This is a genomic window from Citrobacter arsenatis, assembly GCF_004353845.1.
GTDB lineage: Bacteria > Pseudomonadota > Gammaproteobacteria > Enterobacterales > Enterobacteriaceae > Citrobacter > Citrobacter arsenatis.
Genome location: NZ_CP037864.1, coordinates 4,429,241 through 4,451,884 on the forward strand (window position 1 = coordinate 4,429,241; position 22,644 = coordinate 4,451,884).

The 22,644-nt window shown below is 51.9% G+C and carries 25 protein-coding genes; 10 read left to right on the forward strand and 15 right to left on the reverse strand.

From position 1 onward, the window contains the following. Positions 1 to 44: 44 nt before the first annotated feature. Complete coding sequence (gene yghU / locus E1B03_RS22255) at positions 45 to 911, forward strand: glutathione-dependent disulfide-bond oxidoreductase (RefSeq protein ID WP_003846344.1); 867 nt, start codon at positions 45 to 47, stop codon at positions 909 to 911. A gap of 88 nt (positions 912 to 999) precedes the next feature. On the opposite strand, the gene hybG is transcribed toward yghU, so the two are convergent. The 11 genes from hybG to yghX form a co-directional block, all read right to left on the reverse strand. Beyond that, positions 1,000 to 1,248 carry a hydrogenase maturation factor HybG gene (gene hybG, locus E1B03_RS22260; protein WP_003024459.1) on the reverse strand — a complete coding sequence of 83 codons (249 nt, stop codon included), beginning with the start codon at positions 1,246 to 1,248 and terminating at the stop codon, positions 1,000 to 1,002. Between the two features lie 29 nt (positions 1,249 to 1,277). Next, the gene (gene hypA, locus E1B03_RS22265; protein ID WP_016157467.1) at positions 1,278 to 1,619 is read right to left on the reverse strand and encodes a hydrogenase maturation nickel metallochaperone HypA; all 342 of its coding nucleotides are present in this window, start codon (positions 1,617 to 1,619) and stop codon (positions 1,278 to 1,280) included. Then, on the reverse strand, positions 1,612 to 2,100 hold the full coding sequence (hybE, locus tag E1B03_RS22270) for a hydrogenase-2 assembly chaperone (RefSeq protein ID WP_103769711.1): 489 nt from the start codon (positions 2,098 to 2,100) through the stop codon (positions 1,612 to 1,614). The genes hypA and hybE overlap by 8 nt, the downstream gene beginning before the upstream one ends. Next, a complete protein-coding gene (locus tag E1B03_RS22275; protein WP_103769712.1) occupies positions 2,093 to 2,587 on the reverse strand; it encodes a HyaD/HybD family hydrogenase maturation endopeptidase in 495 nt (164 codons plus the stop codon). The genes hybE and E1B03_RS22275 overlap by 8 nt, the downstream gene beginning before the upstream one ends. Further along, on the reverse strand, positions 2,587 to 4,290 hold the full coding sequence (gene hybC / locus E1B03_RS22280; RefSeq protein WP_003024476.1) for a hydrogenase 2 large subunit: 1,704 nt from the start codon (positions 4,288 to 4,290) through the stop codon (positions 2,587 to 2,589). Before hybC ends, E1B03_RS22275 begins: the two co-directional genes overlap by 1 nt. After that, entirely contained in the window at positions 4,287 to 5,465 is a 1,179-nt protein-coding gene (hybB, locus tag E1B03_RS22285; RefSeq protein WP_003828354.1) for a Ni/Fe-hydrogenase cytochrome b subunit, read from the reverse strand. Before hybB ends, hybC begins: the two co-directional genes overlap by 4 nt. Then, positions 5,455 to 6,441 carry a hydrogenase 2 operon protein HybA gene (gene hybA / locus E1B03_RS22290; RefSeq protein ID WP_003828357.1) on the reverse strand — a complete coding sequence of 329 codons (987 nt, stop codon included), beginning with the start codon at positions 6,439 to 6,441 and terminating at the stop codon, positions 5,455 to 5,457. The genes hybB and hybA overlap by 11 nt, the downstream gene beginning before the upstream one ends. Positions 6,442 to 6,443: 2 nt before the next feature. Continuing rightward, positions 6,444 to 7,562 carry a hydrogenase 2 small subunit gene (hybO, locus tag E1B03_RS22295; protein ID WP_043017615.1) on the reverse strand — a complete coding sequence of 373 codons (1,119 nt, stop codon included), beginning with the start codon at positions 7,560 to 7,562 and terminating at the stop codon, positions 6,444 to 6,446. A gap of 189 nt (positions 7,563 to 7,751) precedes the next feature. After that, a complete protein-coding gene (locus E1B03_RS22300) occupies positions 7,752 to 8,039 on the reverse strand; it encodes a DUF2623 family protein (RefSeq protein WP_003024490.1) in 288 nt (95 codons plus the stop codon). Between the two features lie 84 nt (positions 8,040 to 8,123). Next, positions 8,124 to 9,764, reverse strand: a complete 1,641-nt coding sequence (locus tag E1B03_RS22305; protein WP_133086944.1) for a methyl-accepting chemotaxis protein — start codon at positions 9,762 to 9,764, stop codon at positions 8,124 to 8,126. A 218-nt stretch (positions 9,765 to 9,982) separates the two neighbouring features. Then, the gene (yghX, locus tag E1B03_RS22310; RefSeq protein WP_133086945.1) at positions 9,983 to 10,867 is read right to left on the reverse strand and encodes a YghX family hydrolase; all 885 of its coding nucleotides are present in this window, start codon (positions 10,865 to 10,867) and stop codon (positions 9,983 to 9,985) included. 155 nt (positions 10,868 to 11,022) lie between these two features. On the opposite strand from yghX, the gene E1B03_RS22315 reads away from it, so the two are divergent. Further along, positions 11,023 to 12,063, forward strand: a complete 1,041-nt coding sequence (locus E1B03_RS22315; protein WP_133086946.1) for an aldo/keto reductase — start codon at positions 11,023 to 11,025, stop codon at positions 12,061 to 12,063. A 67-nt stretch (positions 12,064 to 12,130) separates the two neighbouring features. Here the strand turns inward: E1B03_RS22315 and E1B03_RS22320 are convergent, their stop codons facing one another. After that, positions 12,131 to 12,634 carry an ESA_00282 family adhesion-associated protein gene (locus E1B03_RS22320; protein ID WP_103769718.1) on the reverse strand — a complete coding sequence of 168 codons (504 nt, stop codon included), beginning with the start codon at positions 12,632 to 12,634 and terminating at the stop codon, positions 12,131 to 12,133. Between the two features lie 104 nt (positions 12,635 to 12,738). Between E1B03_RS22320 and E1B03_RS22325 the strand changes: the two genes are divergently transcribed. Together E1B03_RS22325 and E1B03_RS22330 are read left to right on the forward strand one after the other, a co-directional pair. Continuing rightward, positions 12,739 to 13,143 carry a hypothetical protein gene (locus E1B03_RS22325; protein ID WP_103769719.1) on the forward strand — a complete coding sequence of 135 codons (405 nt, stop codon included), beginning with the start codon at positions 12,739 to 12,741 and terminating at the stop codon, positions 13,141 to 13,143. A 1-nt stretch (position 13,144) separates the two neighbouring features. Further along, positions 13,145 to 13,552, forward strand: a complete 408-nt coding sequence (locus E1B03_RS22330) for a cytoplasmic protein (protein WP_103769720.1) — start codon at positions 13,145 to 13,147, stop codon at positions 13,550 to 13,552. Positions 13,553 to 13,619: 67 nt separating this feature from the next. Here the strand turns inward: E1B03_RS22330 and exbD are convergent, their stop codons facing one another. Next, positions 13,620 to 14,045: a TonB system transport protein ExbD gene (exbD, locus tag E1B03_RS22335; protein WP_016154501.1), complete on the reverse strand. Its 426-nt coding sequence runs from the start codon at positions 14,043 to 14,045 to the stop codon at positions 13,620 to 13,622. Between the two features lie 6 nt (positions 14,046 to 14,051). Beyond that, a complete protein-coding gene (exbB, locus tag E1B03_RS22340) occupies positions 14,052 to 14,786 on the reverse strand; it encodes a tol-pal system-associated acyl-CoA thioesterase (RefSeq protein ID WP_133086947.1) in 735 nt (244 codons plus the stop codon). A gap of 250 nt (positions 14,787 to 15,036) precedes the next feature. On the opposite strand from exbB, the gene metC reads away from it, so the two are divergent. Both metC and yghB read left to right on the forward strand, forming a co-directional pair. Then, on the forward strand, positions 15,037 to 16,224 hold the full coding sequence (metC, locus tag E1B03_RS22345) for a cystathionine beta-lyase (protein WP_103769721.1): 1,188 nt from the start codon (positions 15,037 to 15,039) through the stop codon (positions 16,222 to 16,224). Between the two features lie 131 nt (positions 16,225 to 16,355). Beyond that, a complete protein-coding gene (gene yghB, locus E1B03_RS22350) occupies positions 16,356 to 17,015 on the forward strand; it encodes a DedA family general envelope maintenance protein YghB (RefSeq protein ID WP_003024510.1) in 660 nt (219 codons plus the stop codon). Positions 17,016 to 17,105: 90 nt separating this feature from the next. On the opposite strand, the gene E1B03_RS22355 is transcribed toward yghB, so the two are convergent. Beyond that, positions 17,106 to 18,005, reverse strand: a complete 900-nt coding sequence (locus tag E1B03_RS22355) for an AraC family transcriptional regulator (protein ID WP_165955335.1) — start codon at positions 18,003 to 18,005, stop codon at positions 17,106 to 17,108. A gap of 193 nt (positions 18,006 to 18,198) precedes the next feature. On the opposite strand from E1B03_RS22355, the gene yqhD reads away from it, so the two are divergent. The 4 genes from yqhD to E1B03_RS22375 all read left to right on the forward strand — a co-directional run bounded on the left by yqhD (position 18,199) and on the right by E1B03_RS22375 (position 22,554). Further along, positions 18,199 to 19,362 (forward strand): alcohol dehydrogenase, encoded by a 1,164-nt coding sequence (gene yqhD, locus E1B03_RS22360; protein ID WP_103769723.1) that lies wholly within the window; start codon positions 18,199 to 18,201, stop codon positions 19,360 to 19,362. A 224-nt stretch (positions 19,363 to 19,586) separates the two neighbouring features. After that, positions 19,587 to 20,414 (forward strand): 2,5-didehydrogluconate reductase DkgA, encoded by an 828-nt coding sequence (gene dkgA / locus E1B03_RS22365; RefSeq protein ID WP_008785816.1) that lies wholly within the window; start codon positions 19,587 to 19,589, stop codon positions 20,412 to 20,414. Positions 20,415 to 20,600: 186 nt separating this feature from the next. Beyond that, on the forward strand, positions 20,601 to 22,055 hold the full coding sequence (locus tag E1B03_RS22370; RefSeq protein ID WP_103769724.1) for a DASS family sodium-coupled anion symporter: 1,455 nt from the start codon (positions 20,601 to 20,603) through the stop codon (positions 22,053 to 22,055). Between the two features lie 43 nt (positions 22,056 to 22,098). Then, positions 22,099 to 22,554, forward strand: a complete 456-nt coding sequence (locus E1B03_RS22375; protein ID WP_103769725.1) for an HIT family protein — start codon at positions 22,099 to 22,101, stop codon at positions 22,552 to 22,554. Positions 22,555 to 22,644: the final 90 nt, after the last annotated feature.

The window sequence follows — 22,644 nt, forward strand, 5'->3', positions numbered from 1 at the left end:
ACTGCTACACTGCATCAACACAACCACTCAGAAGGCAGGTCAATATGTCAGACAATACCTATCAGCCCGCGAAAGTCTGGACGTGGGAAAAATCGAACGGCGGCGCATTCGCCAATATCAACCGTCCTGTTTCCGGTGCCACCCACGAAAAAACGCTGCCGGTTGGCAAGCATCCGCTGCAGCTCTATTCGCTGGGTACGCCAAACGGGCAGAAAGTGACGATTATGCTGGAGGAGCTGCTGGCGCAGGGCGTGAAGGGCGCAGAATATGATGCCTGGATTATCCGCATTGGTGATGGCGATCAGTTTTCCAGCGGCTTTGTCGAAGTGAATCCGAACTCGAAGATCCCAGCGCTGCGTGACCACTCGCAAAACCCACCGGTTCGCGTATTCGAATCTGGCGCAATCCTGCTCTATCTGGCGGAAAAATATGGTTATTTCCTGCCGCAAGATTTGGCAAAGCGTACCGAAACGCTGAACTGGCTGTTCTGGCTACAAGGCGCGGCGCCGTTCCTCGGCGGTGGCTTTGGTCATTTCTATAACTATGCGCCGGTAAAAATTGAGTACGCTATTAATCGCTTCACCATGGAAGCCAAGCGCTTACTCGACGTGCTGGATAAGCAGTTAGCGCAGCATCAGTTTGTGGCCGGAGATGAATACACCATTGCCGATATGGCTGTCTGGCCGTGGTTTGGCAATGTGGTGTTGGGCAACGTGTACGACGCGGCAGAATTCCTTGATGCAGGAAGCTACAAGCACGTGCAGCGCTGGGCAAAAGAGATTGCAGCGCGTCCGGCGGTTAAGCGTGGCCGTATTGTAAATCGCACTAACGGACCGCTGAACGAGCAGCTTCATGAACGCCATGACGCCAGCGACTTCGATACCAATACCGAAGATAAGCGACAGGCTTAACGTAAGATGCCGGATGGCGGCGCAAACGCCTTATCCGGCCTACATATAAGGCGCGGGCCTGATAAGCGCTGCGCCATCCGGTATAAAATCACGCGCTGGTGACGTCGTACTCCATACGGCGAAGTGCGTCTAACGTGGCTTTAGCTTCATCTTCATCAATGATGCTCATGGCGAACCCTACGTGCACCAGCACCCATTGCCCGACCAGCTCAGCCGTATCACCTTCACAAATCAGGGCAATATTGACATCTCGTTTGATGCCGCACACTTCAACCTGCGCAAGCTGGTGAATATCTTCACCAACGGCCAGAACCTGACCAGGGACTCCAATACACATATCTGACTCCGCCCCATAGCAACTATGGGTTATTCGACTTCAATACTTTTCACTTTCAGTGAATCGCCTGCATCAACCCGCAGACGATCGCCCTGACACTGTGGACACTGCGCGTCATGCTGGGTGATTTCCACAACCTGACTGCAATCCCAGCACCATGCCTGGGCTGGTTTGTAATCAATATGCAGCTCACACCCCTGGGCCAGCGTCCCCTGACAGACGATGTCGAAACTGAAACGGACGGCGCTCTCTTCAACACAGGAGAGCGCCCCAATTTCCAGCCAAACGCCGGTTACACGTTTGACACCGTGCTGCTCTGCCTGCTGTTGAACAATCTCAACCGCACTCTGACAAAGGGACAGCTCATGCATTTTCGCAGTTCCGACGACCCAGCAGCAGCGCGCGGCGATTTAGCTGCGGCGCATTCGGATCGCTTACCGGCAGCGACAACAGCATGCGCGCGCAATCGTCAGTCAGACGCACACCTTCTTGCGCCGACATACTGTGCGAAAGCGGCGACATCAGCGAACAAGAGAGGTATTGCGATACGCCTTCCAGCTCGCCAACGGTAAAGGTCATCTCGCCATACGGCAGACGCAGCCCGATTTTTTCGCTGACTTTGCGCATCGGCCAGATCTGTTCCGGTCCGGGGAAAATCAGTGCGCTGAGCATCCAGGGTGTGATAACACACCCCGTCCACTGTCCTTCAAACAGCGTAAAATCAGAGACATATACCGGCATGTTCGGATGCAGGAAAGAGAGATCGTGCATCGAACGCCGGGCAACCTCTTCAAACGCCGCCTGAATCTGCATCTTCGGGGCCGTCTGAAAGCCGACAAACTCCTCAGACATGAGCCGCCTCCCGAGGGATCGCTTCAACGCCTGATTCACGAAGCGCGGCAAGAACCTGCTCAAGCGCAGGTTCAATCATCGCTTCAACCGTTGGCGTTAGCCCGATATGCGGTTCCAGCGATTCCGGAATAATACCGACTAAAGTCAGTTTTTTCGGAAACTCGCCGGTAAAACGCAGGGCCGACAATACGTCGGCCAGGCCAAGCTGGTGCGGTGAGATTTTGTTGGTAAACAGCGCCGGGATCTCTTCATCCCGCAGGACCATCATCGTTCCTGGCGCGTTTTTCTTCGACACAATGGCGTCAGCAATGATCAGATGATCCCTGTTCGCCATATCGCCGAGAAGCTCCATCCCAGCCGTACCACCGTCCAGAACATCAACAAAGTCTGGCAGGATGTACCGTTGCTCTAATGCCTCAACGATACGCACCCCGATGGCTTCGTCGGTCAGCAAAATATTGCCGACCCCTAAGACTAATATCCGCATTACAGAACCTTAACTGAGACCACTTCGTTCCCGTCAACGTCCACCACATGCACCGCACATGACATACAAGGGTCGAAGGAGTGAATGGTACGAACCACTTCCAGCGGTTTGTTTGGATCGGCAATCGGCGTACCTACCAGCGAGCGCTCATATGGTCCCACTTCATCATTAAAGTTACGTGGGCCAGAGTTCCAGGTTGACGGTACAACCGCCTGGTAGTTGCTGATAATGCCGTCTTTAATCACCATCCAGTGAGACAGCATACCGCGCGGTGCTTCGAGGAAGCCAACACCTTTGAATTCGCCCGTTGCCGGAATATCCGGTTTCACGAAGGTAGTGTGGTCGCCTTTACCGATATTCACAATCAGCGCGTTGTACTGATCCTGCAGAACGTTCTGCAGTTCACAGCAGTGAACGGTACGGCCAATAATACGGCCCAACGTAGAGTGCAACTGCGACACTTCGATAGTTTTACCGGTCAGCTTGGTGTAAATCGCGATGATTTCATTCAGTTTGGCATGGGTAGACTCGCGTTTGGCCGCCAGTTTACACAGCATGTTGGCCAGCGGACCCACTTCAACCGTTTTACCGTAGAAGGTTGGCGCTTTAACCCAGGAATATTTGCCGTCATCTGACCAACCGGTGTAATCAGGAACCGTTGTGCCTTCCCACGGAGCCTGCGGCGCTTCGTCTTTGTACCACGCGTGTTTCGCACTCTCCTGAATCCCTTTGATCAGGTATTCATCGGAGTGAGAGGTGATCGGACGATAGGTCGACAGATCTTCATTGGTGATGTAACCACCCGGGAACAGGAAGCTGCCGTTTTTACCGTCAGTCGGGAATTCCGGCGCGCTCAGGTAGTTAACCGCCCCCTGACCACGTTCCAGCCACTCAGGGTAGAACGCCGCAATCACCGCAGTATCGACCTTGTAAACCTGCTCAACGAAGTCGCTCAGCTTATCGATGAAGGACTTGATATACATCAGGCGTTCAAGGTTCAGCACGCCGAGGCCGTCGAGATTAATTGGGTTAGCAACCCCCCCTACCGCCAGGTTCTGGATGTGCGGCGTTTTACCGCCCAACAGCGCTACAACGCGGTTGGCATCACGCTGGCATTCCAGCGCCTGCAGGTAGTGAGCGACCGCAATCAGGTTCACTTCCGGCGGCAGCTGCATTGCCGGGTGCCCCCAGCAACCGTTGGCAAAAATGCCTAACTGACCGCTGGCGACAAGATCTTTAATCTTGTTCTGAACCTTGGTGAACTCTTCTGCGCTGTTCAGGTGCCAGGAGGACACGCCGTTCAGCATAGCAGATGCTTTCGCTGGGTCGGCTTTCAGGGCAGAGGTGATATCCACCCAGTCCAGCGCAGACAACTGATAGAAGTGAACAATGTGGTCATGCGTGGTATGCGCAGCGAGAATGATGTTACGGATATACTGTGCGTTCACCGGAACATCAATATTCAGCGCGCTTTCTGCTGCACGAACGGAAGAGATAGCGTGAGTGGTCGTACAAACGCCACAGATGCGCTGCACAATCATCCAGGCATCGCGCGGATCGCGGTTTTTCACGATCTCTTCCATGCCGCGCCACATGGTCCCGGAAGCCCATGCTTTAGATACCACGCCATTTTCGATTTCGCAGTCGATGCGTAAATGACCCTCAATACGGGTTACCGGATCAATAGTAATTCTCTGGCTCATGCTTTGCTCGCCTCATGACGATTTTGATCGTTTTGTTTTAAAGGAGGAAGTATCGGCAGTAGACGAATGAGTACGATGTATGCACAAATCTCAATAGCCACAAAACCAATAGAAATCAACAGTTCTTCCCAGGTCGGGAAGTAGTGGTAGCCACCACCAGGATTGAACGCCACCAGCGAATAGGACAGACGCCATGTCGCACAACCCAGCAATGCGCTCAACGCAGACAGATACAACATGCGCGAGTCATTGCGCAGCTTAGTGACGCGCAGCACCACCAGCGGGAAGACCATCAGCACGACTTCAAGCCAGAACATCAGGGAGTAAAGATCGCCTGAGAACGCATAGGACAGCTTGTCGCGATAGATCAGTTCGCCAAAGCGCAGAACCACGAAAATCGCCAGCAGCACGCTGATGGTATTTGTCAGCTTGATGAACAAACTTTTCTCGTCCGGACCGTTACCTTTCAGACCGGCTTGTACCAACGAGCCTTCAAAGATGACGATCGAGAAGCCCATAATAAAGGCGGTTAATACTGAGAAAAGCGGCAGCATTTCATAAGCTTGCCAGAGCGGATGCACCTTATAACCCGCAGAAATCATCAATGAACCCATTGAAGACTGGTGCATGGTTGGCAGCAATGCGCCGAGGGCAATAATAAAGAACATCACTTTATTCAAACGCTTGAGAGAAACTTTCCACCCCAGACGTTCAAACAGAGCCGGAGCAAATTCCAGCGCCATGATGCCGATATAGATAGTCATACAGACCGCCGTTTCGAACAGTACCGAGTTCACGTTGAAGTGACCCGGAATGTAGAAATACGGCAGGTTCCAGTAACGACCGACGTCAATGGTGATCGACAGACCGCCCAGCGAGTAGCCAAACAGGCTCGCCAGCAACGCCGGGCGTACCAGCGGATGATATTGCCCTCTGTTGAAAACATACACCGCCCACGCCAGCGCCCAACCGCCGCACGCGAAGCCAGTACCAATCAACAGGTCAAACGCGATCCATACACCCCATGGGAAACCGCCGTTCAGATCGGAGACTGAGCCCAATCCGAAGACCAGACGTTTCACGATCAGGAGCATACACAGGACGATAAGCGGCCCAAAAATAATGACCGGTTTGCTGATTATTTTTCCGCCCAGCGGTTTAGGATCATGACTCATGATCGTCTCCTCCATCGTGATGGTCGTTTTTCGTGTTACGACGAACCAGCACGGTTAAGCCCGCCAGCGCAGCCAGGGGTAATATCATGCCCTTATACAGGGAATGTTGAACATGTTCGGAACGCGCACCGGTCGAAAGATCATCCAGTTTAGGCAGATCCAAATCCTCGTAAGGAACACCGGTCAGCACCATAACCTGGGTACCTCCCCCCTCTTTCTCACCGTACAAATGGGGGTAATACTTCGGAACTGTATGCAGATAGGTATCACCTGCTTTCACCGTCTGACGCGGATAGTGGTATTCGCTGCCAGGCTTCAGCGCGAGACGTTTTTTCGCCTCAGCCATCAGCTCTTCACGCGTACCAAAAATCACCGCACCGGCAGGGCATACTTCAACACAACCCGGTAAACCGCCTTTGTCCAGACGCTCAACGCCTTTCTGATTACACAGTTCACACTTGTGAAGCGCACCAAACGGGTTGTTGTAGTCGTACTTAGGCACGTTGTATGGGCAGGCGACCATGCAGTAACGACAGCCGGTGCAGACATCTTTGTCATAGTGGACGATGCCGGTTTTCGGATCTTTCTTCAGCGCGGAGACCGGGCAAACGGAGACACAGTTCGGATCGACACAGTGCATGCACTGCTTCTTAATGTAGGCGTAGCCATTTTCTTCCTGGTCTTTGTTAACGCCTGTTCCGCTACGCCACACCTGGATGATGTTATTGGTATATGGAGACAGTTTGTCGTTGTTCGACCAGGTCTGCTCGCCTTCCGGGTTACGCGCCGGGAAGTTGATATCCTGACACTTGGTGACACAGGCCTGGCAGCCTACGCACAGCGTCGAGTCATAGAGCATCCCTAAAGAACCCGGGATCGGCGGACGGTTTTCTGCAGCCGCATGGCTGATGGACGGCGCAGCGCCCAACAGCAATGCCCCGCTGGAGGCTGCTTTAATAAAGTTACGTCTGTTCACGGTTATTCTCCCCGTGAGTCAGCGTTATCTTTCTTCTGCTGACGACCCAGTTCACGAACCGCCATCACGCTGACGCCGGCAACCAGTCCTACTACGCCACCAAGCAGCCCAATCGCTCCGGCAGAAACATTGCCACCTTCTTTCATATTGACGTCAGGTTTTTCGGAACGCGGCGTTTGGTTTTCCACATGAGCAAGCTGGTGAATACCTTTATGGAAACCGATACCTTCTTCGTTACAGCCATAGCAAGGGTGACCGATAGCCACCGGCCATACGCCGCCAACATCGCAGAATTGCAGCGTTGAGCAGTTGCCGTAGGTTTCTGGTCCTTTACAGCCCAGATGGTAGAGACACCAGCCTTCACGGTGGCCTTCATCGCCAAACTCTTTCGCAAAACGGCCTGCATCGAAGTGCGGGCGACGTTCGCAGTGTTCGTGAATCAAACGGCCATAGGCGAATGTCGGACGGTTTTTGGTATCCAGCTTCGGCGGCTTACCGTAGGTGATGATATGCGCGACCGTTGCGAGGAAGTTGTGCGGGTTCGGCGGACAGCCGGGGATGTTGATGATGGTTTTGCCTGGCAGAACTTCCTGCAAGCCGACGGCCCCCGTTGGGTTAACGCCAGCCGCAGCAACACCACCCCACGCGGCGCAAGAGCCGATGGCAATGATAGCGGCTGCACCTTCTGCGGCCCGGCGAATGTGATCCACGATCGGTTCACCGGCAACCATGCAGTAAATACCATTGTCTTTCAGTGGGATAGAACCATCTACAACCAAAACATATTGCCCTTTGTACTTCTCCAGAGCGTTATGTTTATTCTCTTCAACCTGATGGCCGAAGGCGGCAGAGAGCACCTCATGGTATTCCAGAGAGATAGTCTCCAGAACGAGGTTTTCCACTGTAGGGTGTGTCGCGCGAAGCAGCGATTCAGTACAACCCGTACACTCCTGAGCACCAATCCAGATAACCGGTGGGCGCTGAGGTCGGGAAACTGATTCGGCCATTTCTGCGGCGGCTTTGCTACTGAGCCCCATGGTAGCGGCCAGTGCTGCACAAAGCTTCATGAAATCACGGCGATTGATGCCGTTCGAATTGATGAGAGAGTTATCTCCAGTCATTTTATAGTTATTCCGTTGCGAAGACCTGGCTTTTATTTTGCACCATTCGCATGTTGCATATTGCGATCGGCGCGCCATTTACCACACTTTTTATATGGTTATGTGCATTATAATACTTCGGCGGAGCAACAAAACGAAGGCGTAGGTCAATAGTGTAATTAATTAAAGCAAGATAATACCCCTTTCGGATCAAGCTTCGAGTCGATAGCCAGCCATGAAAAAACGAATTGTTGTACTGGACTGGTTCTCTTTAAAGAAATCCATAACCATCTCTTTATCCAGTCCGTAGCGGCGCGTGAGGATCCCCGCTTCCCACGCGCTGAGCTGTCGATCGCCCGTTTTTTCAAACATTCGATGGGAAAATCCCAGTACGAAACCGCGTTTATAATCAGCACAAAAATTGGCCACCGAGCGTGCGCTATCCGCACTTGACGCGTTTAAACCGGCCATCAGGCCTTTACCAAAATGGTTGTCCATGCATAATCTCCAATCGCTATATAATAAATTATATAGCGATTTTTTAAGCAAAGACCAGAGGTATCACGAACTTTTTATGCCAGCTTAAAAGGACACCCATTCATCCGTTTTAGCTGCCGCAGACGTTCTGCTGTCTGCTGAAGGGGAAGTGGTATTGGAGGCGGCGTACTGCACATCATTCGCTGAGAGGCGGAACTGTTGCACCGAGCGTTGCAGCTCTTCCGTTTGTCGTTCCAGCGCCACAGCCGCGGCGGAAACCTGCTCTACCAATGCAGCGTTCTGTTGCGTTACGCTGTCCATCTGCGTGATCGCCACGCTCACCTGCGAGATGCCCTTGTTCTGTTCTTCCGAGGCAGAGGCGATTTGTTTCATGATGACGGTCACTTCGGTAGCGCCGCGCAGAATAGCCTCCATGGTTAATCCCGTTTCTTTAACCAGACGAGCGCCCTGATCGACGCGACGCGACGATTCGCCGATCAGCGTCTCAATCTCTTTCGCCGCCCCAGCGCTGCGGCTGGCAAGGTTACGTACTTCACCGGCAACGACGGCAAATCCACGCCCCTGCTCGCCCGCTCTGGCCGCTTCAACTGCCGCGTTCAGCGCCAGAATGTTGGTCTGGAAAGCGATGCTATTAATAACAGAGGTAATTTCCGCGATCTGTTTAGAGCTGGCGGCAATGCCATCCATCGTCTCAACCACTTCTGAAACCAGGGTGCTCCCTTTACCAGCCGTTTCTGTCGCCGTATCGGCGAGCTGGCTGGCTTCACGTGCGTTTTCAGCGTTCAGTTTTACCGTGACAGTCAGTTGCTCCATGCTGGCAGCAGTCTCTTCCAGCGCAGCGGCCTGTTCTTCAGTACGTGAGGAGAGATCGTTATTGCCGGTGGAAATTTCCGTAGCCCCTCGCCAGATGTTGTCACTACCTGAGCGAATAGTACTGACGGCTTCGCGCAGGCTGTCCTGCATCGCGCACAATAACGGCACCAGTTGGCCCACACAGTTACGACCAAAATCTTCAATTGGATGGCTGAGATCGCCCTGTGCAATCTGCTGAAACTGCTGGCGAATACGTCCCAACGGCTTCACCATCATGGCGACGAGGTAACGGTCAGTGAAAAACAGGAGAGCAATACCGAGGATCACGGCGGTAATAATTAGCGTCCGGATGATAGACGTTTTGCCATCGACCATGATGCGCGTGGTATCAAGACGCTCACCTGCCGTGGCGTTAAAACGTTCGGCACTGGCGCCAAACTCGCGGCTCAACGCTGGCGTAACGGTGCTGGCATGCTCCGCAAAGGCCGTAAGCGTGCCCTGCTGCGCCAGCTGCATTTGCGGGATCACACCGTTGTCCAGCAGCGCCTGCCACTTTGTCAGTACCGCCGCGGCAACTTCCGGATCCATTGGTCCCGGAGACAACGTTTTCATCTCCTGGAGTTTTTTGCTCATGTTCTCCAGGGACTGCTGCGCTGGCGCAAAATCAGGCGTTCCACCGCTCATTTTGACGTCCATGGCGCGACTTAAGCGCGTTACGAAGCGAAAGTACTGATCGTTCCCCTGACTAAGCACCGTCATCTGATGAACAAGATGGCGGTCAATATCATTGCCTTCAGATATTTTTGATAAAGAATGAAGACTGAATAAACCCACGCCCGACCAGAGCAGGCAAAAAAGTCCCAGTATTGCCAACATGACAATACGAATAGTGAAGTTTTTCAGCAAACGCATAATAATTTCCTTGCCGTTGATGAGGAATTCGCCATCAGGCGATACTTATCCTTGTTATCGGCAGGCAGCAGAGAAGATATAATACGTTCTTTATTTTTTTACTTTCTTAAGTACATTCAGTATCTATTTACACTATATCAACATGAATGCTAATGAAATTAGCTAGCATTATTATTCAGGTGATTAATATGAAGCATTAAATAATTCTTTGTTTTCTATCACAAATATTTTTTAAACCATGCAAGAGTACGTTCCCAGGCTAAATCGGCGGCAGCTTTGTCATAACGTGGTGTCGAATCATTATGAAAACCATGATTAACGCCGGGATAGATATATACCTCATAGATTTTCTTATTGGCCTTCAGCGCCTCTTCATAGGCTGGCCACCCTTCATTAATTCGGGTATCTAATTGCGCATAGTGTAGTAATAAAGGCGCTTTTATTTTGGGGACATCAGCAGCAGGAACCTGTCGACCATAAAAAGGCACCGCGCAGGCCAGTCCAGGAAAAGCAACGGCTGCGGCATTTGACACACCGCCACCGTAGCAAAAACCGGTGATACCCACTTTTCCCGTCGCGCCGGAATAACGCTGCATAAATTCAATGGCGGCAAAAAAATCGTTCATCAGCTTTACCGGGTCTACCTGCTGCTGTAACTCCCGGCCTTTATCATCATTGCCAGGATATCCCCCCACCGAACTTAATCCATCAGGTGCGAGTGCAATATAGCCCGCCTTCGCTACCCGTCGCGCCACATCCTCAATATACGGATTCAGCCCTCGATTCTCATGCACCACCACTACTGCCGGAACTTTCCCCGTCGCTTTTGCGGGTTTAACCAGATAACCCCGCACATCGCCATGCCCTTCAGGTGAAGGATAGGTGATGTATTCCGCCAGGATATCAGGATCGGTGAATTCCACCTGCGTTGCGAGAGCATAGTTGGGTTTCAATACGTTGAATAATGCCAGCGCCGTCATTCCACCGACTGCATATTTCGCCGCAAGATTGAGAAACTCGCGTTTCGTTATTTTGCCATGAGCGTAATAGTCATAGTAGTCGAGCAGTTCTTGCGGAAAGTCTTTAGCAGTTAGACGCGGCATGGCAGCACTCCTGGTTGATGTTTTTTTAAGCAAAGCACAGCGAACTGTTTTTGCCCACTTTTTAATCCCAGTGTGACCTGGTGAACGGGATATTCACCGTGAACCCGCTAGAATAGAAACGTTGTTTCGAAATTCACCTGCACTAAGGAGATCTCATGGCCTGGTTTGCCAATCCTGAACGTTACGAGCAGATGCTCTATCGCTACTGTGGACGCAGCGGTTTGCGTTTACCCGCGCTGTCGCTGGGTTTGTGGCACAGTTTTGGGCACGTTCAGGCGCTGGATTCCCAGCGCGCCCTGCTGCGTAAAGCCTTTGATTTAGGCATTACGCATTTTGATTTAGCCAATAACTACGGGCCGCCTCCGGGCAGCGCAGAAGAGAATTTTGGCCGATTACTGCGCGAGGATTTTGCACAATATCGTGATGAACTGATCATCTCCACCAAGGCAGGCTATGACATGTGGCCTGGGCCATACGGTTCTGGCGGTTCGCGCAAGTACCTGCTTGCCAGCCTCGACCAGAGCCTGAAACGCATGGGCCTCGACTATGTCGATATCTTCTACTCACATCGCGTTGACGAAAATACGCCGATGGAAGAGACCGCTTCAGCGCTGGCTCATGCGGTGAAAAGCGGTAAAGCGCTGTATGTCGGCATCTCATCCTATTCCCCGGAACGTACGCAGAAAATGGCCGAACTGATGCGGGAATGGAAAATTCCGCTGCTGATCCATCAGCCTTCTTACAACCTGCTTAACCGTTGGGTAGACAGCAGCGGTCTGCTGGATACGCTGGACTCCAACGGTATGGGCTGCATCGCATTTACGCCGCTGGCCCAGGGGCTGCTGACGGGGAAATATCTCAATGGCATTCCGGAAGGTTCACGCATGCAGCGTGAAGGGAAAAAAGTTCGTGGGCTGACGGAAAACATGCTGACGGAAGAAAACCTTACCAGCCTGCGTTTGCTCAATGAAATGGCGCAACAGCGCGGACAGTCGATGGCGCAAATGGCCTTAAGCTGGCTGCTGAAAGACAACCGGGTGACTTCGGTATTAATTGGCGCCAGCCGACCGGAGCAACTGGAGGAAAACGTTCAGGCGTTGGCTAAACTGACGTTCAGCGCCGACGAACTGGCGCAGATCGATAAGCACGTTGCGGACGGTAAGCTAAACCTGTGGCAGGCCTCATCCGATAAATAGCCGAATGTTATTTCGTGCCGGTTGGCGCAGTTTACCTCCCGGCACATAATATGGGCTAACCAGTCCCTCACACCTCGTCCGCTTTGATTTCTGGACGTTGATATTCCGGCCACACCAGCGCGACAAGCGCAGGATAAGCCTCCAGGCTGAACTCCCTGAAGCACTGACGCAGGTTGAGCACGTCCAGATCGGCATGCGGGACCTTCTCACCGCTCAGACAGCGCTTTTTAATATTGTCATAATATTTATACACCGCAGAGTTGAGATCGCTACAGCGCCGCTGTGCATCAAATAGCCCAGGTGTCTCATTCAACTCAACCATTGTCATCCGTTTGATCGTCGAATGGATAAAATCGATATATTCGTGATTAACGCGCCAATACCATACCGGAGTAATCGAATTCATCAGTACTGAGAAATGATCCTCCCCCTCTTCTTTACTCAGCATTTCCGGCTGATTTTCAGAGTACCCATTTTCTGCTTCTCGGTTTTTATTTGCACCGCGCATCAACAAAAGCACCCCGCAGGTAAGCAATAGCAGGGTAATAACAGAATAAAATATACTGTTCATATACTGGCTCCATTTTTTTTGATTTTAAAATTACGCCATGCTATTGTCAACGTGGCCTGGTTTATTTAAAACGACATCTCATTGGCATCAAAGGATATTTCAATATGCTTCCCGAGCATCTTGTTCCCGCGCGTTTTCACTTATCCACATCCTCAAGCAATACCAGCCCCGCAGATAATAGTGAAAATTTGACTCAGGGAAAGAGAACATTAAGCGATTACGAACCCGATATTTTGATTAGCTCTGCAGCTACCGGCCAGGCGCGCAATATGTTATTTGAAGAGTGCGATCGCCATTTAAAAGAGCGCCTGTTTCGTGCCGCGAAGATTGAGTCATTCACTCGCCTGCTCAATTCACTCCAGGCCGAAGGCGACATTAACGCGCAAGAATTAAGTAAAATTTTGTCCACAAAAACAGCCATCGTGAATGAACAGGGCAATAAAATTTGGCTTAATTTAATTACGCGTGAAACCAGCGATCCTATTTTTTATTCTCTGGAAGAGAAATAAAATGAAAGATGTTGAGAATAATAATGTTTATTTGGCTTTAGATGACCATAAAAGCGATGAGTTTGTCTTAAAGCAAAATTTAGCCGTGCTGATTGCCAATAAAAATGCAACGCTGGAAAGCGTTGCCCAAGAGATTGTTTCTATTCCCGCCGCGCTGGTACGGATGAAATGGCAAAATCGCCGCGAAATTTACACGCTACAGGCTAAAGAAGAGATCTACGGTGCCACGATTGAAGCCATTATGGAGCAACAACCTGAACTGCGGGACAAAATCATGGCCCGACTGGAAAGTACATACCAGCATATACTCAAGCGAGAAACAGCCACCTTACGCCTGATGCGCAAACTGTCTGAAGGGAACTACGACCCCACCAGGATAACGACTGTCGCACTGGATGAGAACAGATAAGGGCGTGCGGAGTTGGAACAGGAGCAGCAGGCCGGGTAAGACGACAACCATTACCCGGCAACGAGGATTACTTCGCTTTTACGGTTTCTTCACCGACCAAACCAATTTTCAGGAAACCCGCCTGATGCAGCGTATCCATCACCTTCATCATGGTTTCATAATCGACGGTTTTATCCGCACGGAAGAAAATTGTGGTGTCCTTCTTCCCATCGGTCAGCGTATTTAACTCGCTAATCATGGTGTCGTCCGTCACCTGATTATTGCCGATAAACATGCTCTTATCGGCTTTAACAGACAGGTAAACCGGCTTTTCCGGACGCGGCTGCGGCGTGCTGGTTGAGGCTGGAAGATTCACTTTCACATCCACCGTTGCCAACGGTGCGGCCACCATAAAGATGATCAATAAAACCAACATAACGTCGATAAACGGCGTCACGTTGATTTCATGCATTTCACCGTTATCGTCCAGGTTTTCATTAAAGCTCATTGCCATGGAACATTATCCTACACGTAATTTCTGCGCAGCGCGTACCGGATGCGCGGATGCGCTAGCGTTCAGGTCCAGATCGCGGCTTTGCAGCAACAGCACCTGTGCCGCAACATCGCCCAGCATCGCTTTATAGCTGCCAATCTGGCGTGCGAAGATGTTGTAGATTACGACCGCAGGAATTGCCGCGACCAGACCGATCGCGGTCGCTAACAGCGCTTCTGCGATACCCGGCGCAACAACGGCCAGGTTGGTCGTTTGGGTTTGTGCAATCCCGATGAAGCTATTCATGATGCCCCATACGGTACCAAACAGACCGACAAATGGAGAGATAGCCCCGATGGTCGCCAGGTATCCGTTACCGCGGCCCATATGACGACCTATCGCCGCCACTCGACGCTCCAGACGGAAGCCGGTACGTTCTTTAATACCTTCGTTGTCGTCGCTACCTTCAGACAGTTCCAGCTCGTTCTGCGCTTCGTTAATTAACTGTGCACCGAGGCTTTTGCCATCGAATCCTGCGGCAATCTCGCTTGCCATATCTAAAGAGCGGGCTTCCGCCAGCAGTTGCTGCTCACGCTTAAGGCGGCGTTTCTGAGTAAAGAACTCAAGGCTCTTACTGAAGAAGATAGCCCAGGTGACCACTGATGCCAAAATTAGCCCAATCATCACGCACTTAACCACGATATCGGCGTGCTGATACATACCCCAGACGGAAAGATCCGTCTGCATCAAATTATTACCCACTCTGTATCTCCAGGACGCAAATCACAAAATCTGAGCGTAATGATATCAAAATGACGTCGAATTGATAGTCGTTCTCATTACTATTTACATATTGCCGCACCTTTGGTTTCTTTTCCTTGCGCTTACGCAGTAAAAAAGTCACCAGAAGCATTTTGAGATTATTTTCTACTGTATGACCGTTCTGCAGGATGCGTCATCTTTGATTCATGGTAGTTTAGACATCCAGACGTATAAAAACAGGTAAGACAACATGGCAGATAAGCAACTTGAAACCAAACTCGTTCACGCAGGACGCAGTAAAAAGTACACGCTGGGCTCGGTAAATAGCGTGATACAGCGCGCTTCTTCGCTGGTGTTTGACACCGTAGAGGCCAAAAAGCAGGCCACACACAACCGGGCGAACGGTGCGCTTTTCTATGGACGTCGCGGAACCCTAACGCATTTCTCCCTGCAGGAAGCAATGTGCGAACTGGAAGGCGGTGCGGGTTGTGCCCTGTTTCCCTGCGGCGCGGCGGCCGTTGCCAACACCATCCTCGCCTTTGTGGAGCAAGGGGATCATGTGCTAATGACCAATACTGCCTATGAACCCAGCCAGGATTTTTGCACCAAAATTCTCGGCAAGCTCGGCGTTTCCACCGGCTGGTTCGATCCGCTGGTTGGCGCCGATATAGTGAAGCACATACAGCCGAATACGAAAGTCGTATTTCTGGAATCTCCCGGCTCTGTCACTATGGAAGTGCATGATGTTCCCGCGATTGTTGCCGCCGTCAGAAGCGTCGCGCCGGATGCTATCATCATGATTGATAACACCTGGGCTGCCGGTGTGCTGTTCAAAGCGTTGGATTTTGGCATCGATATTTCTATCCAGGCAGGCACCAAATATCTGATTGGTCATTCTGACGGCATGGTCGGCACGGCGGTATCTAATGCTCGCTGCTGGGATCAACTGCGCGAAAATGCCTATCTGATGGGGCAAATGCTGGACGCCGATACCGCCTATATGACCAGCCGTGGACTGCGTACGCTGAGCGTACGCCTGCGTCAGCACCATGAAAGCAGCGTAAAGGTCGCCGAGTGGCTGGCCAGCCATCCTCAGGTCGCCCGCGTGAATCACCCGGCGCTGCCCGGTAGTAAAGGCCACGAATTCTGGAAGCGTGATTTCACCGGCAGCAGCGGCCTGTTCTCCTTTGTATTGAATAAAAAACTCAATCATGAGGAGCTTGCCGCTTACCTGGATCACTTCAGCCTGTTCAGCATGGCCTACTCCTGGGGCGGTTTTGAGTCGCTGATCCTCGCTAATCAGCCGGAACACATTGCGGCAATCCGTCCGCAAGGTGAGGTGGACTTCAGCGGAACGCTCATCCGTTTGCATATTGGTTTAGAGAATGTTGACGATCTGATTGCCGATTTGGCCGCAGGATTTGCCCGAATCGAGTAAAATTGCCATAGATGGACATATATGCAGACACTTCTGGTGGAAAAGTCTGCATTTGTTGCGTCCGGGATCAAGGCATCCCGGACAATTCAGGAGTACAATCCACACATAAACGCTGTTCCACAGGAAAGTCCATGGTAGTCATTCAAGATATTGTCTCCGCGCTCTGGCAACACGATTTTGCCGCGCTGGCGGATCCGCACGTTGTGAGCGTGGTGTACTTCGTCATGTTCGCCACACTGTTTTTAGAAAATGGCCTGCTGCCCGCCTCTTTTTTACCCGGAGACAGCCTGTTATTACTGGCAGGGGCGCTGATCGCCCAGGACGTGATGAGTTTTTTACCTACCATAGCTATTCTGACGGCCGCAGCCAGTCTGGGCTGCTGGCTAAGCTACATTCAGGGACGCTGGCTGGGCAACACGCGGACGGTAAAAGGCTGGCTGGCGCAATTACCTGAAAAATACCATCAGCGCGCCACCTGCATGTTTGACCAACACGGGCTGATGGCCCTGCTGGCAGGGCGTTTCCTGGCATTCGTTCGCACCTTGCTGCCAACAATGGCGGGAATTTCTGGCCTTCCAAACCGTCGGTTCCAGTTTTTTAACTGGCTGAGCGGTCTGCTGTGGGTCACCGTTGTCACCAGCTTCGGCTATGCACTGAGCATGATCCCGTTCGTCAAACGCCATGAAGATCAGGTGATGACCTTTTTAATGATCCTGCCGATTGCCCTGTTAACCGCAGGTTTGTTGGGGACTCTGTTTGTGGTGATTAAAAAAAAATACTGTAGCGCATGAACTGCATCCGTAGGCCGGGTAAGCCCCGGCATTTCGCCTGATGGCGCGCAGATTTAAGGCCTACGGTGTACCTTTCAGACCGACAAGAAATCACCCCCCCTGCATCATTCGAATTCTGGCCGCATCTTCCCCCGGCGTTACGCCAAAGAAACGTTTGAACTCCCGACTAAATTGCGATGCGCTCTCATAGCCGACGCGCATGGCAGCCGCACTGGCCTTCATTCCATCGTGGATCATCATCATCCGTGCTTTATGCAGGCGATAGCTCTTCAGATATTGCAGCGGTGAGGTGCTGGTCACCGCTTTAAAATTATGATGAAACGCCGACACGCTCATGTTCGCTTCAGCCGCCAGCTGTTCTACATTGAGATTTTCGGTGTATTTGGTTTCAATCCGCTTCAGCACCCGGCTTATCAAACTGAAATGCGTCTGACGGCTGACCAGCGCCAGTAACGCGCCGCCGCGCGGCCCGGTCAGCACATGGTAGAGGATCTCGCGAATAATCTGTTTCCCCAGAATACGTGCATCCAGCGGTCGCTCCATCACATCCAGCAGGCGCTCAGCGGCACAAAGAATTTCGTCAGAGAGTGTCGCAGAGTTGATCCCGCTGGCCGCCATGGCGGGCTGGAACAGCTCATCTTCCCCGATGTCCATCAACAGTTCCTGCAACTGCAGAATATCAACATTCAGATAAATACCGGCCAGGGGAACCTCCGGTGTCGCATACGTTTCACATTCAAAGGGTAAAGGAACGGTTAGCAGCAGGTATTCGTTGGCGTCATAACGAAATACGCGCTCATTGATATAACCAATTTTATGACCCGAAAAGAGAAATATGATGCCTGGCTGATACATGACCGGTGTACGTGCCGCCGGCTCCGTGCCGTGCAGCAAGCGGACATCTGGTAGCAATTCAGTGAGTTTATTTTCATTATTTTTCAGCTGTTTAATTTTATCTGTCAGCAGAAGGCAGATCTCATCACGGTTCATGGAGCACCATTTCATCATCGGTTTTCGACCCAGACATAATGCGCAGATTTATCTGTTTTCTCCAGCAGTCTGTAGAAATGGGCAAGACATCGGCAGAAATGAGCATTGAGAGCAACGCGCCGGACGACCACAATGTTCATCATCCGGCAGACACCCTCCTGCCCTCTTTTTTACCCACATAAGGGAACGAGCAATGAACAACTTTAATCTCCATACCCCAACCCGAATTCTTTTTGGTAAAGGCGCTATTGCTGAGCTGCGCGATCAAATCCCTCAGGATGCTCGCGTACTGGTTACCTACGGCGGCGGCAGCGTGAAAAAAACCGGCGTCCTCTCACAGGTTCAGGACGCTCTGAAAGGTCTGGACGTGCTGGAATTTGGCGGTATCGAGCCGAATCCATCTTATGAAACGCTGATGAACGCGGTTAAAATCGTACGTGATGAGAAAGTGACGTTTCTGCTGGCAGTAGGCGGCGGTTCAGTGCTGGATGGCACCAAATTCATCGCGGCAGCGGCACAGTACGCTGACGGCATCGATCCTTGGCGCATTCTGGAAACCCACGGCAACGACGTAACAAGCGCTATCCCGATGGGTTCCGTATTAACCCTGCCAGCAACCGGCTCGGAATCCAACTCCGGCGCGGTAATTTCGCGTAAAACCACCGGCGATAAGCTGGCCTTTATGACCCCGTTTGTGCAGCCGGTATTTGCCGTGCTGGATCCGGTTTACACCTATACCCTGCCGCCGCGTCAGGTTGCGAACGGCGTCGTGGATGCCTTCGTGCATACCGTTGAGCAGTATGTGACTTATCCGGTGGACGGGAAAATTCAGGATCGCTTTGCCGAAGGCATTCTGCTTACGCTGGTAGAAGAAGGTCCGAAAGCATTGCAGGAGCCAGAAAACTACAACGTACGTGCGAACGTCATGTGGGCAGCAACCCAGGCGTTGAACGGTCTGATCGGCGCAGGAGTACCGCAGGACTGGGCAACGCATATGCTGGGCCACGAACTGACCGCAATGCACGGTCTGGATCATGCTCAAACGCTGGCCATCGTTCTGCCTGCACTGTGGAATGAAAAACGCGACACCAAACGAGCCAAACTGCTGCAATACGCAGAGCGTATCTGGAATATCACCGAAGGTAATGATGACCAGCGCATCGACGCCGCCATTGCCGCAACCCGCGCGTTCTTCGAACAAATGGGTGTACCGACTCGCCTGTCTGACTATGGCCTGGACGGTAGCTCCATCCCGGCGCTGCTGGAGAAACTGCAAGCCCATGGCGGTACGAAACTGGGCGAACATCAGGACATTACGCTTGAGGTCAGCCGTCGGATTTACGAAGCTGCCCGCTAAGGTTTTTTAACCTCAACCTTTCGTTTTTGGGTATTTATACCAGGCTTAAGTCACATAAACCTCACCGGGGCTTGCTCCGGTGAACTCAATTTACACCCAATCATTCATGATGCATCGAGGCGACAATTGAGTGAATCCCCGGTCACGTACATAAGTACGTGACCGGGGTAAACGCAAGCAGCCAACAAAGAGGCAGCCTGAAGGATTAAGTGTGGGGGGGAATTATGACCGGTCCAACCATTATCAAACTACAGGATGGTAACGTCATGCCGCAACTGGGCCTGGGGGTCTGGAAGGCAAGCAACGAAGAAGTCATCACCGCCATTCATAAAGCGCTGGAAGTCGGGTATCGCTCAATTGATACCGCTGCGGCGTACAAAAACGAAGAAGGTGTCGGCAAAGCAATACGCGATGCTGGCGTACCACGGGACGAGTTATTCATCACCACCAAGCTGTGGAATGATGATCAAAAACGCCCCCGGGAAGCCTTGCTCGAAAGCATGGAAAAACTCCAGCTTGATTACCTCGATCTGTACCTGATGCACTGGCCGGTTCCGGCGATCGACCACTACGTTGAAGCCTGGGAAAACATGATCGACCTGCAAAAAGAAGGTCTGATTAAGAGCATCGGCGTGTGCAATTTTCAGATCAATCATCTCCAGCGGCTGATGGATGAAACCGGCGTCCCACCGGTGATTAACCAAATAGAGCTTCACCCACTTATGCAACAGCGCCAGCTACACGCCTGGAACGCAACGCATAAAATCCAGACCGAGTCCTGGAGCCCGCTGGCGCAGGGCGGCAAAGACGTCTTTGATCAAAAGATCATCCGTGACCTTGCTGAGAAATATGGTAAATCACCGGCGCAGATTGTCATCCGTTGGCATCTGGATAGCGGCCTGGTGGTTATTCCAAAATCGGTCACCCCAGCGCGTATCGCAGAAAACTTTAACGTCTGGGACTTCCGCCTGGATAAAGATGAATTAGGTGAAATCGCGAAACTCGATCAGGGCAAACGTCTGGGACCAGACCCGGACCAGTTCGGCGGTTAACTCTCCCTCCAGCCCGACATTCTCGTCGGGCCTTTACTAATTTGAAATATCAGGAAACAATTCACACACATATATTGATGTATTTCTTGCAGTCTCTGGAGCAGCATTACGCAACATAACCTGTTAATTATTCAGTAAATATATTCACACCATGAATGTATTTATCACACCTATAGGTGCGTAACCGTGACTGAGAAAAAAATCAGCGGCGTCAAATGGCTCCCATTAATTCTTATAACTCTTATTTCTGCTGGGCTGTGGCAGCTTACACCTCCAACAGGGTTAAGTGAGCCAGCCTGGCATTCGGCAATAATCTTCGTTGCTACCATAGCCTCTATCGTGGCGAAAGTTTTACCCATCGGCGCAGTCGGCATTATTGGGATTACGGTTTTTGCGCTCGTCTATGCAGCTGGGGATAAAACCGCCAGCGGCGCTATCACCACCGCACTAAGTGAACTGAACAGTTCGCTTATCTGGCTTATCGTCGTGGCTTTTATGATTGCCCGCGGGTTTATCAAAACGGGCCTCGGACGACGTATTGCGCTACAAATGATCCGCCTGCTCGGCAAGCGCACGCTGGGACTCGCCTACGGTCTGGCCTTTGCCGATCTGATCCTCTCTCCCGCAATGCCGAGTAATACAGCACGCTGCGGCGGCGTCATCTATCCGATTGCCGACTCTCTGGCGCGCAGTTTCCATTCGAACCCGGAAGATGAGTCCCGCAGTAAAATCGGCACCTTTCTTATTACCTGTATTGGCAACGTTAACGACGTGACGGCAGCACTGTTTATGACCGGCTATACCGGTAACCTGCTGGCAGTAAAACTGGCGGCCAACGCCGGGGTTACGCTGACCTGGGGCAGCTGGTTTATGGCGGCACTGCTGCCTTGTCTGGTCTCTTTGCTGCTGGTTCCATTACTGGTCTACTGGATTGTGCGCCCGGAAATTAAACACACGCCGGATGCCCCGAACCTGGCGCGTAAAGAACTGGCGGAAATGGGCCGCATGTCACGCGGCGAATGGCTGATGCTGGCTACGGTCGGTGTGCTGCTGGTGCTGTGGATTTTTGGCGATACCTTAGGTGTCGATGCCACTACCGCCTCGTTCGTAGGACTGTCCATTTTATTACTGAGCGGCGTGCTGAGCTGGGAAGATGTGAAAAGCGAGAAAGGCGCATGGGACACGCTGATTTGGTTTGCCGCGCTGCTGATGATGGCGAACCAGCTGAAAAAGCTGGGTTTCACCACCTGGTTTGGCAATCTGATCGGCGATAGCCTGAGCAGCACCATGCACGGAACCAGTTGGGTGATCGTCCTGCTGCTGCTGAATGCTGCCTACTTCTATACCCACTACTTTTTTGCCAGCGGTAATGCGCAGATAGCCGCGCTATACGCCGTTTTCCTCGGCGTCGGTCTGCATCTGAATATTCCCGCGGCCCCCACGGCGTTAATGCTAGCCTTCACCAGCAGTTTGTACTGCTCGCTCACCCAATACACTCACGCTCGCGGTCCAATTCTGTTTGGCGCAGGGTACGTTCCAACGGGCGTCTGGTGGCGCACTGGCTTTATCATCAGCCTGTTTAACCAGGCGGTCTTTATTACCGTGGGCCTGATGTGGTGGAAGGTGTTGGGTCTGTACTAAACTGACTGCGTCCCAACAAAATACCTTACTACGGAGAAAAGGAATGACCTGTATTTTCTGTCAAATTGTTGAAGGCAAAGCGCCCTGCCATAAGGTCTGGGAAGACGAGCATCACCTGGCTTTTCTGTCGATTTTTCCGAACACCGACGGTTTTACCGTGGTGATCCCGAAAAAACATTACCCCAGCTATGCCTTCGATATGCCGCCACAGGCGTTGGCTGACCTGATGCTGGCAACCCAAAAAGTGGCTAAGAAACTGGATAAAACTTTCCCGGACGTCAGTCGTACGGGAATGTTCTTTGAAGGTTTCGGCGTAGACCATGTGCACAGTAAATTAAGCCCCATGCACGGTACTGGCGATTTAACCCACTGGAAACCGATTGAAGCGCGGCAGAACAAATTTTTCGAGCAGTATGAAGGGTATCTGTCGTCACACGATCACGAACGGGCGGATGATGCAAAACTGGCCGCATTAGCGGCCAGAATACGTGAGGCATAAATACTGAGTCTCTCTGCCGGATGGCGGTGCAAGCACCTTATCCGGCCTACAAAATTGTGCTATTCGTAGGCCTGATAAGTATTTCACTAC

Bases quoted from the DNA above. Each gene is read 5' to 3' on its own strand.
- yghU (WP_003846344.1), top strand. From the start codon at position 45: ATGTCAGACAATACCTATCAGCCCGCGAAAGTCTGGACGTGGGAAAAA.
- hybG (WP_003024459.1), bottom strand. From the start codon at position 1,248: ATGTGTATTGGAGTCCCTGGTCAGGTTCTGGCCGTTGGTGAAGATATT.
- hypA (WP_016157467.1), bottom strand. From the start codon at position 1,619: ATGCATGAGCTGTCCCTTTGTCAGAGTGCGGTTGAGATTGTTCAACAG.
- hybE (WP_103769711.1), bottom strand. From the start codon at position 2,100: ATGTCTGAGGAGTTTGTCGGCTTTCAGACGGCCCCGAAGATGCAGATT.
- E1B03_RS22275 (WP_103769712.1), bottom strand. From the start codon at position 2,587: ATGCGGATATTAGTCTTAGGGGTCGGCAATATTTTGCTGACCGACGAA.
- hybC (WP_003024476.1), bottom strand. From the start codon at position 4,290: ATGAGCCAGAGAATTACTATTGATCCGGTAACCCGTATTGAGGGTCAT.
- hybB (WP_003828354.1), bottom strand. From the start codon at position 5,465: ATGAGTCATGATCCTAAACCGCTGGGCGGAAAAATAATCAGCAAACCG.
- hybO (WP_043017615.1), bottom strand. From the start codon at position 7,562: ATGACTGGAGATAACTCTCTCATCAATTCGAACGGCATCAATCGCCGT.
- E1B03_RS22300 (WP_003024490.1), bottom strand. From the start codon at position 8,039: ATGGACAACCATTTTGGTAAAGGCCTGATGGCCGGTTTAAACGCGTCA.
- E1B03_RS22305 (WP_133086944.1), bottom strand. From the start codon at position 9,764: ATGCGTTTGCTGAAAAACTTCACTATTCGTATTGTCATGTTGGCAATA.
- yghX (WP_133086945.1), bottom strand. From the start codon at position 10,867: ATGCCGCGTCTAACTGCTAAAGACTTTCCGCAAGAACTGCTCGACTAC.
- E1B03_RS22315 (WP_133086946.1), top strand. From the start codon at position 11,023: ATGGCCTGGTTTGCCAATCCTGAACGTTACGAGCAGATGCTCTATCGC.
- E1B03_RS22320 (WP_103769718.1), bottom strand. From the start codon at position 12,634: ATGAACAGTATATTTTATTCTGTTATTACCCTGCTATTGCTTACCTGC.
- E1B03_RS22325 (WP_103769719.1), top strand. From the start codon at position 12,739: ATGCTTCCCGAGCATCTTGTTCCCGCGCGTTTTCACTTATCCACATCC.
- E1B03_RS22330 (WP_103769720.1), top strand. From the start codon at position 13,145: ATGAAAGATGTTGAGAATAATAATGTTTATTTGGCTTTAGATGACCAT.
- exbD (WP_016154501.1), bottom strand. From the start codon at position 14,045: ATGGCAATGAGCTTTAATGAAAACCTGGACGATAACGGTGAAATGCAT.
- metC (WP_103769721.1), top strand. From the start codon at position 15,037: ATGGCAGATAAGCAACTTGAAACCAAACTCGTTCACGCAGGACGCAGT.
- yghB (WP_003024510.1), top strand. From the start codon at position 16,356: ATGGTAGTCATTCAAGATATTGTCTCCGCGCTCTGGCAACACGATTTT.
- E1B03_RS22355 (WP_165955335.1), bottom strand. From the start codon at position 18,005: ATGAACCGTGATGAGATCTGCCTTCTGCTGACAGATAAAATTAAACAG.
- yqhD (WP_103769723.1), top strand. From the start codon at position 18,199: ATGAACAACTTTAATCTCCATACCCCAACCCGAATTCTTTTTGGTAAA.
- dkgA (WP_008785816.1), top strand. From the start codon at position 19,587: ATGACCGGTCCAACCATTATCAAACTACAGGATGGTAACGTCATGCCG.
- E1B03_RS22375 (WP_103769725.1), top strand. From the start codon at position 22,099: ATGACCTGTATTTTCTGTCAAATTGTTGAAGGCAAAGCGCCCTGCCAT.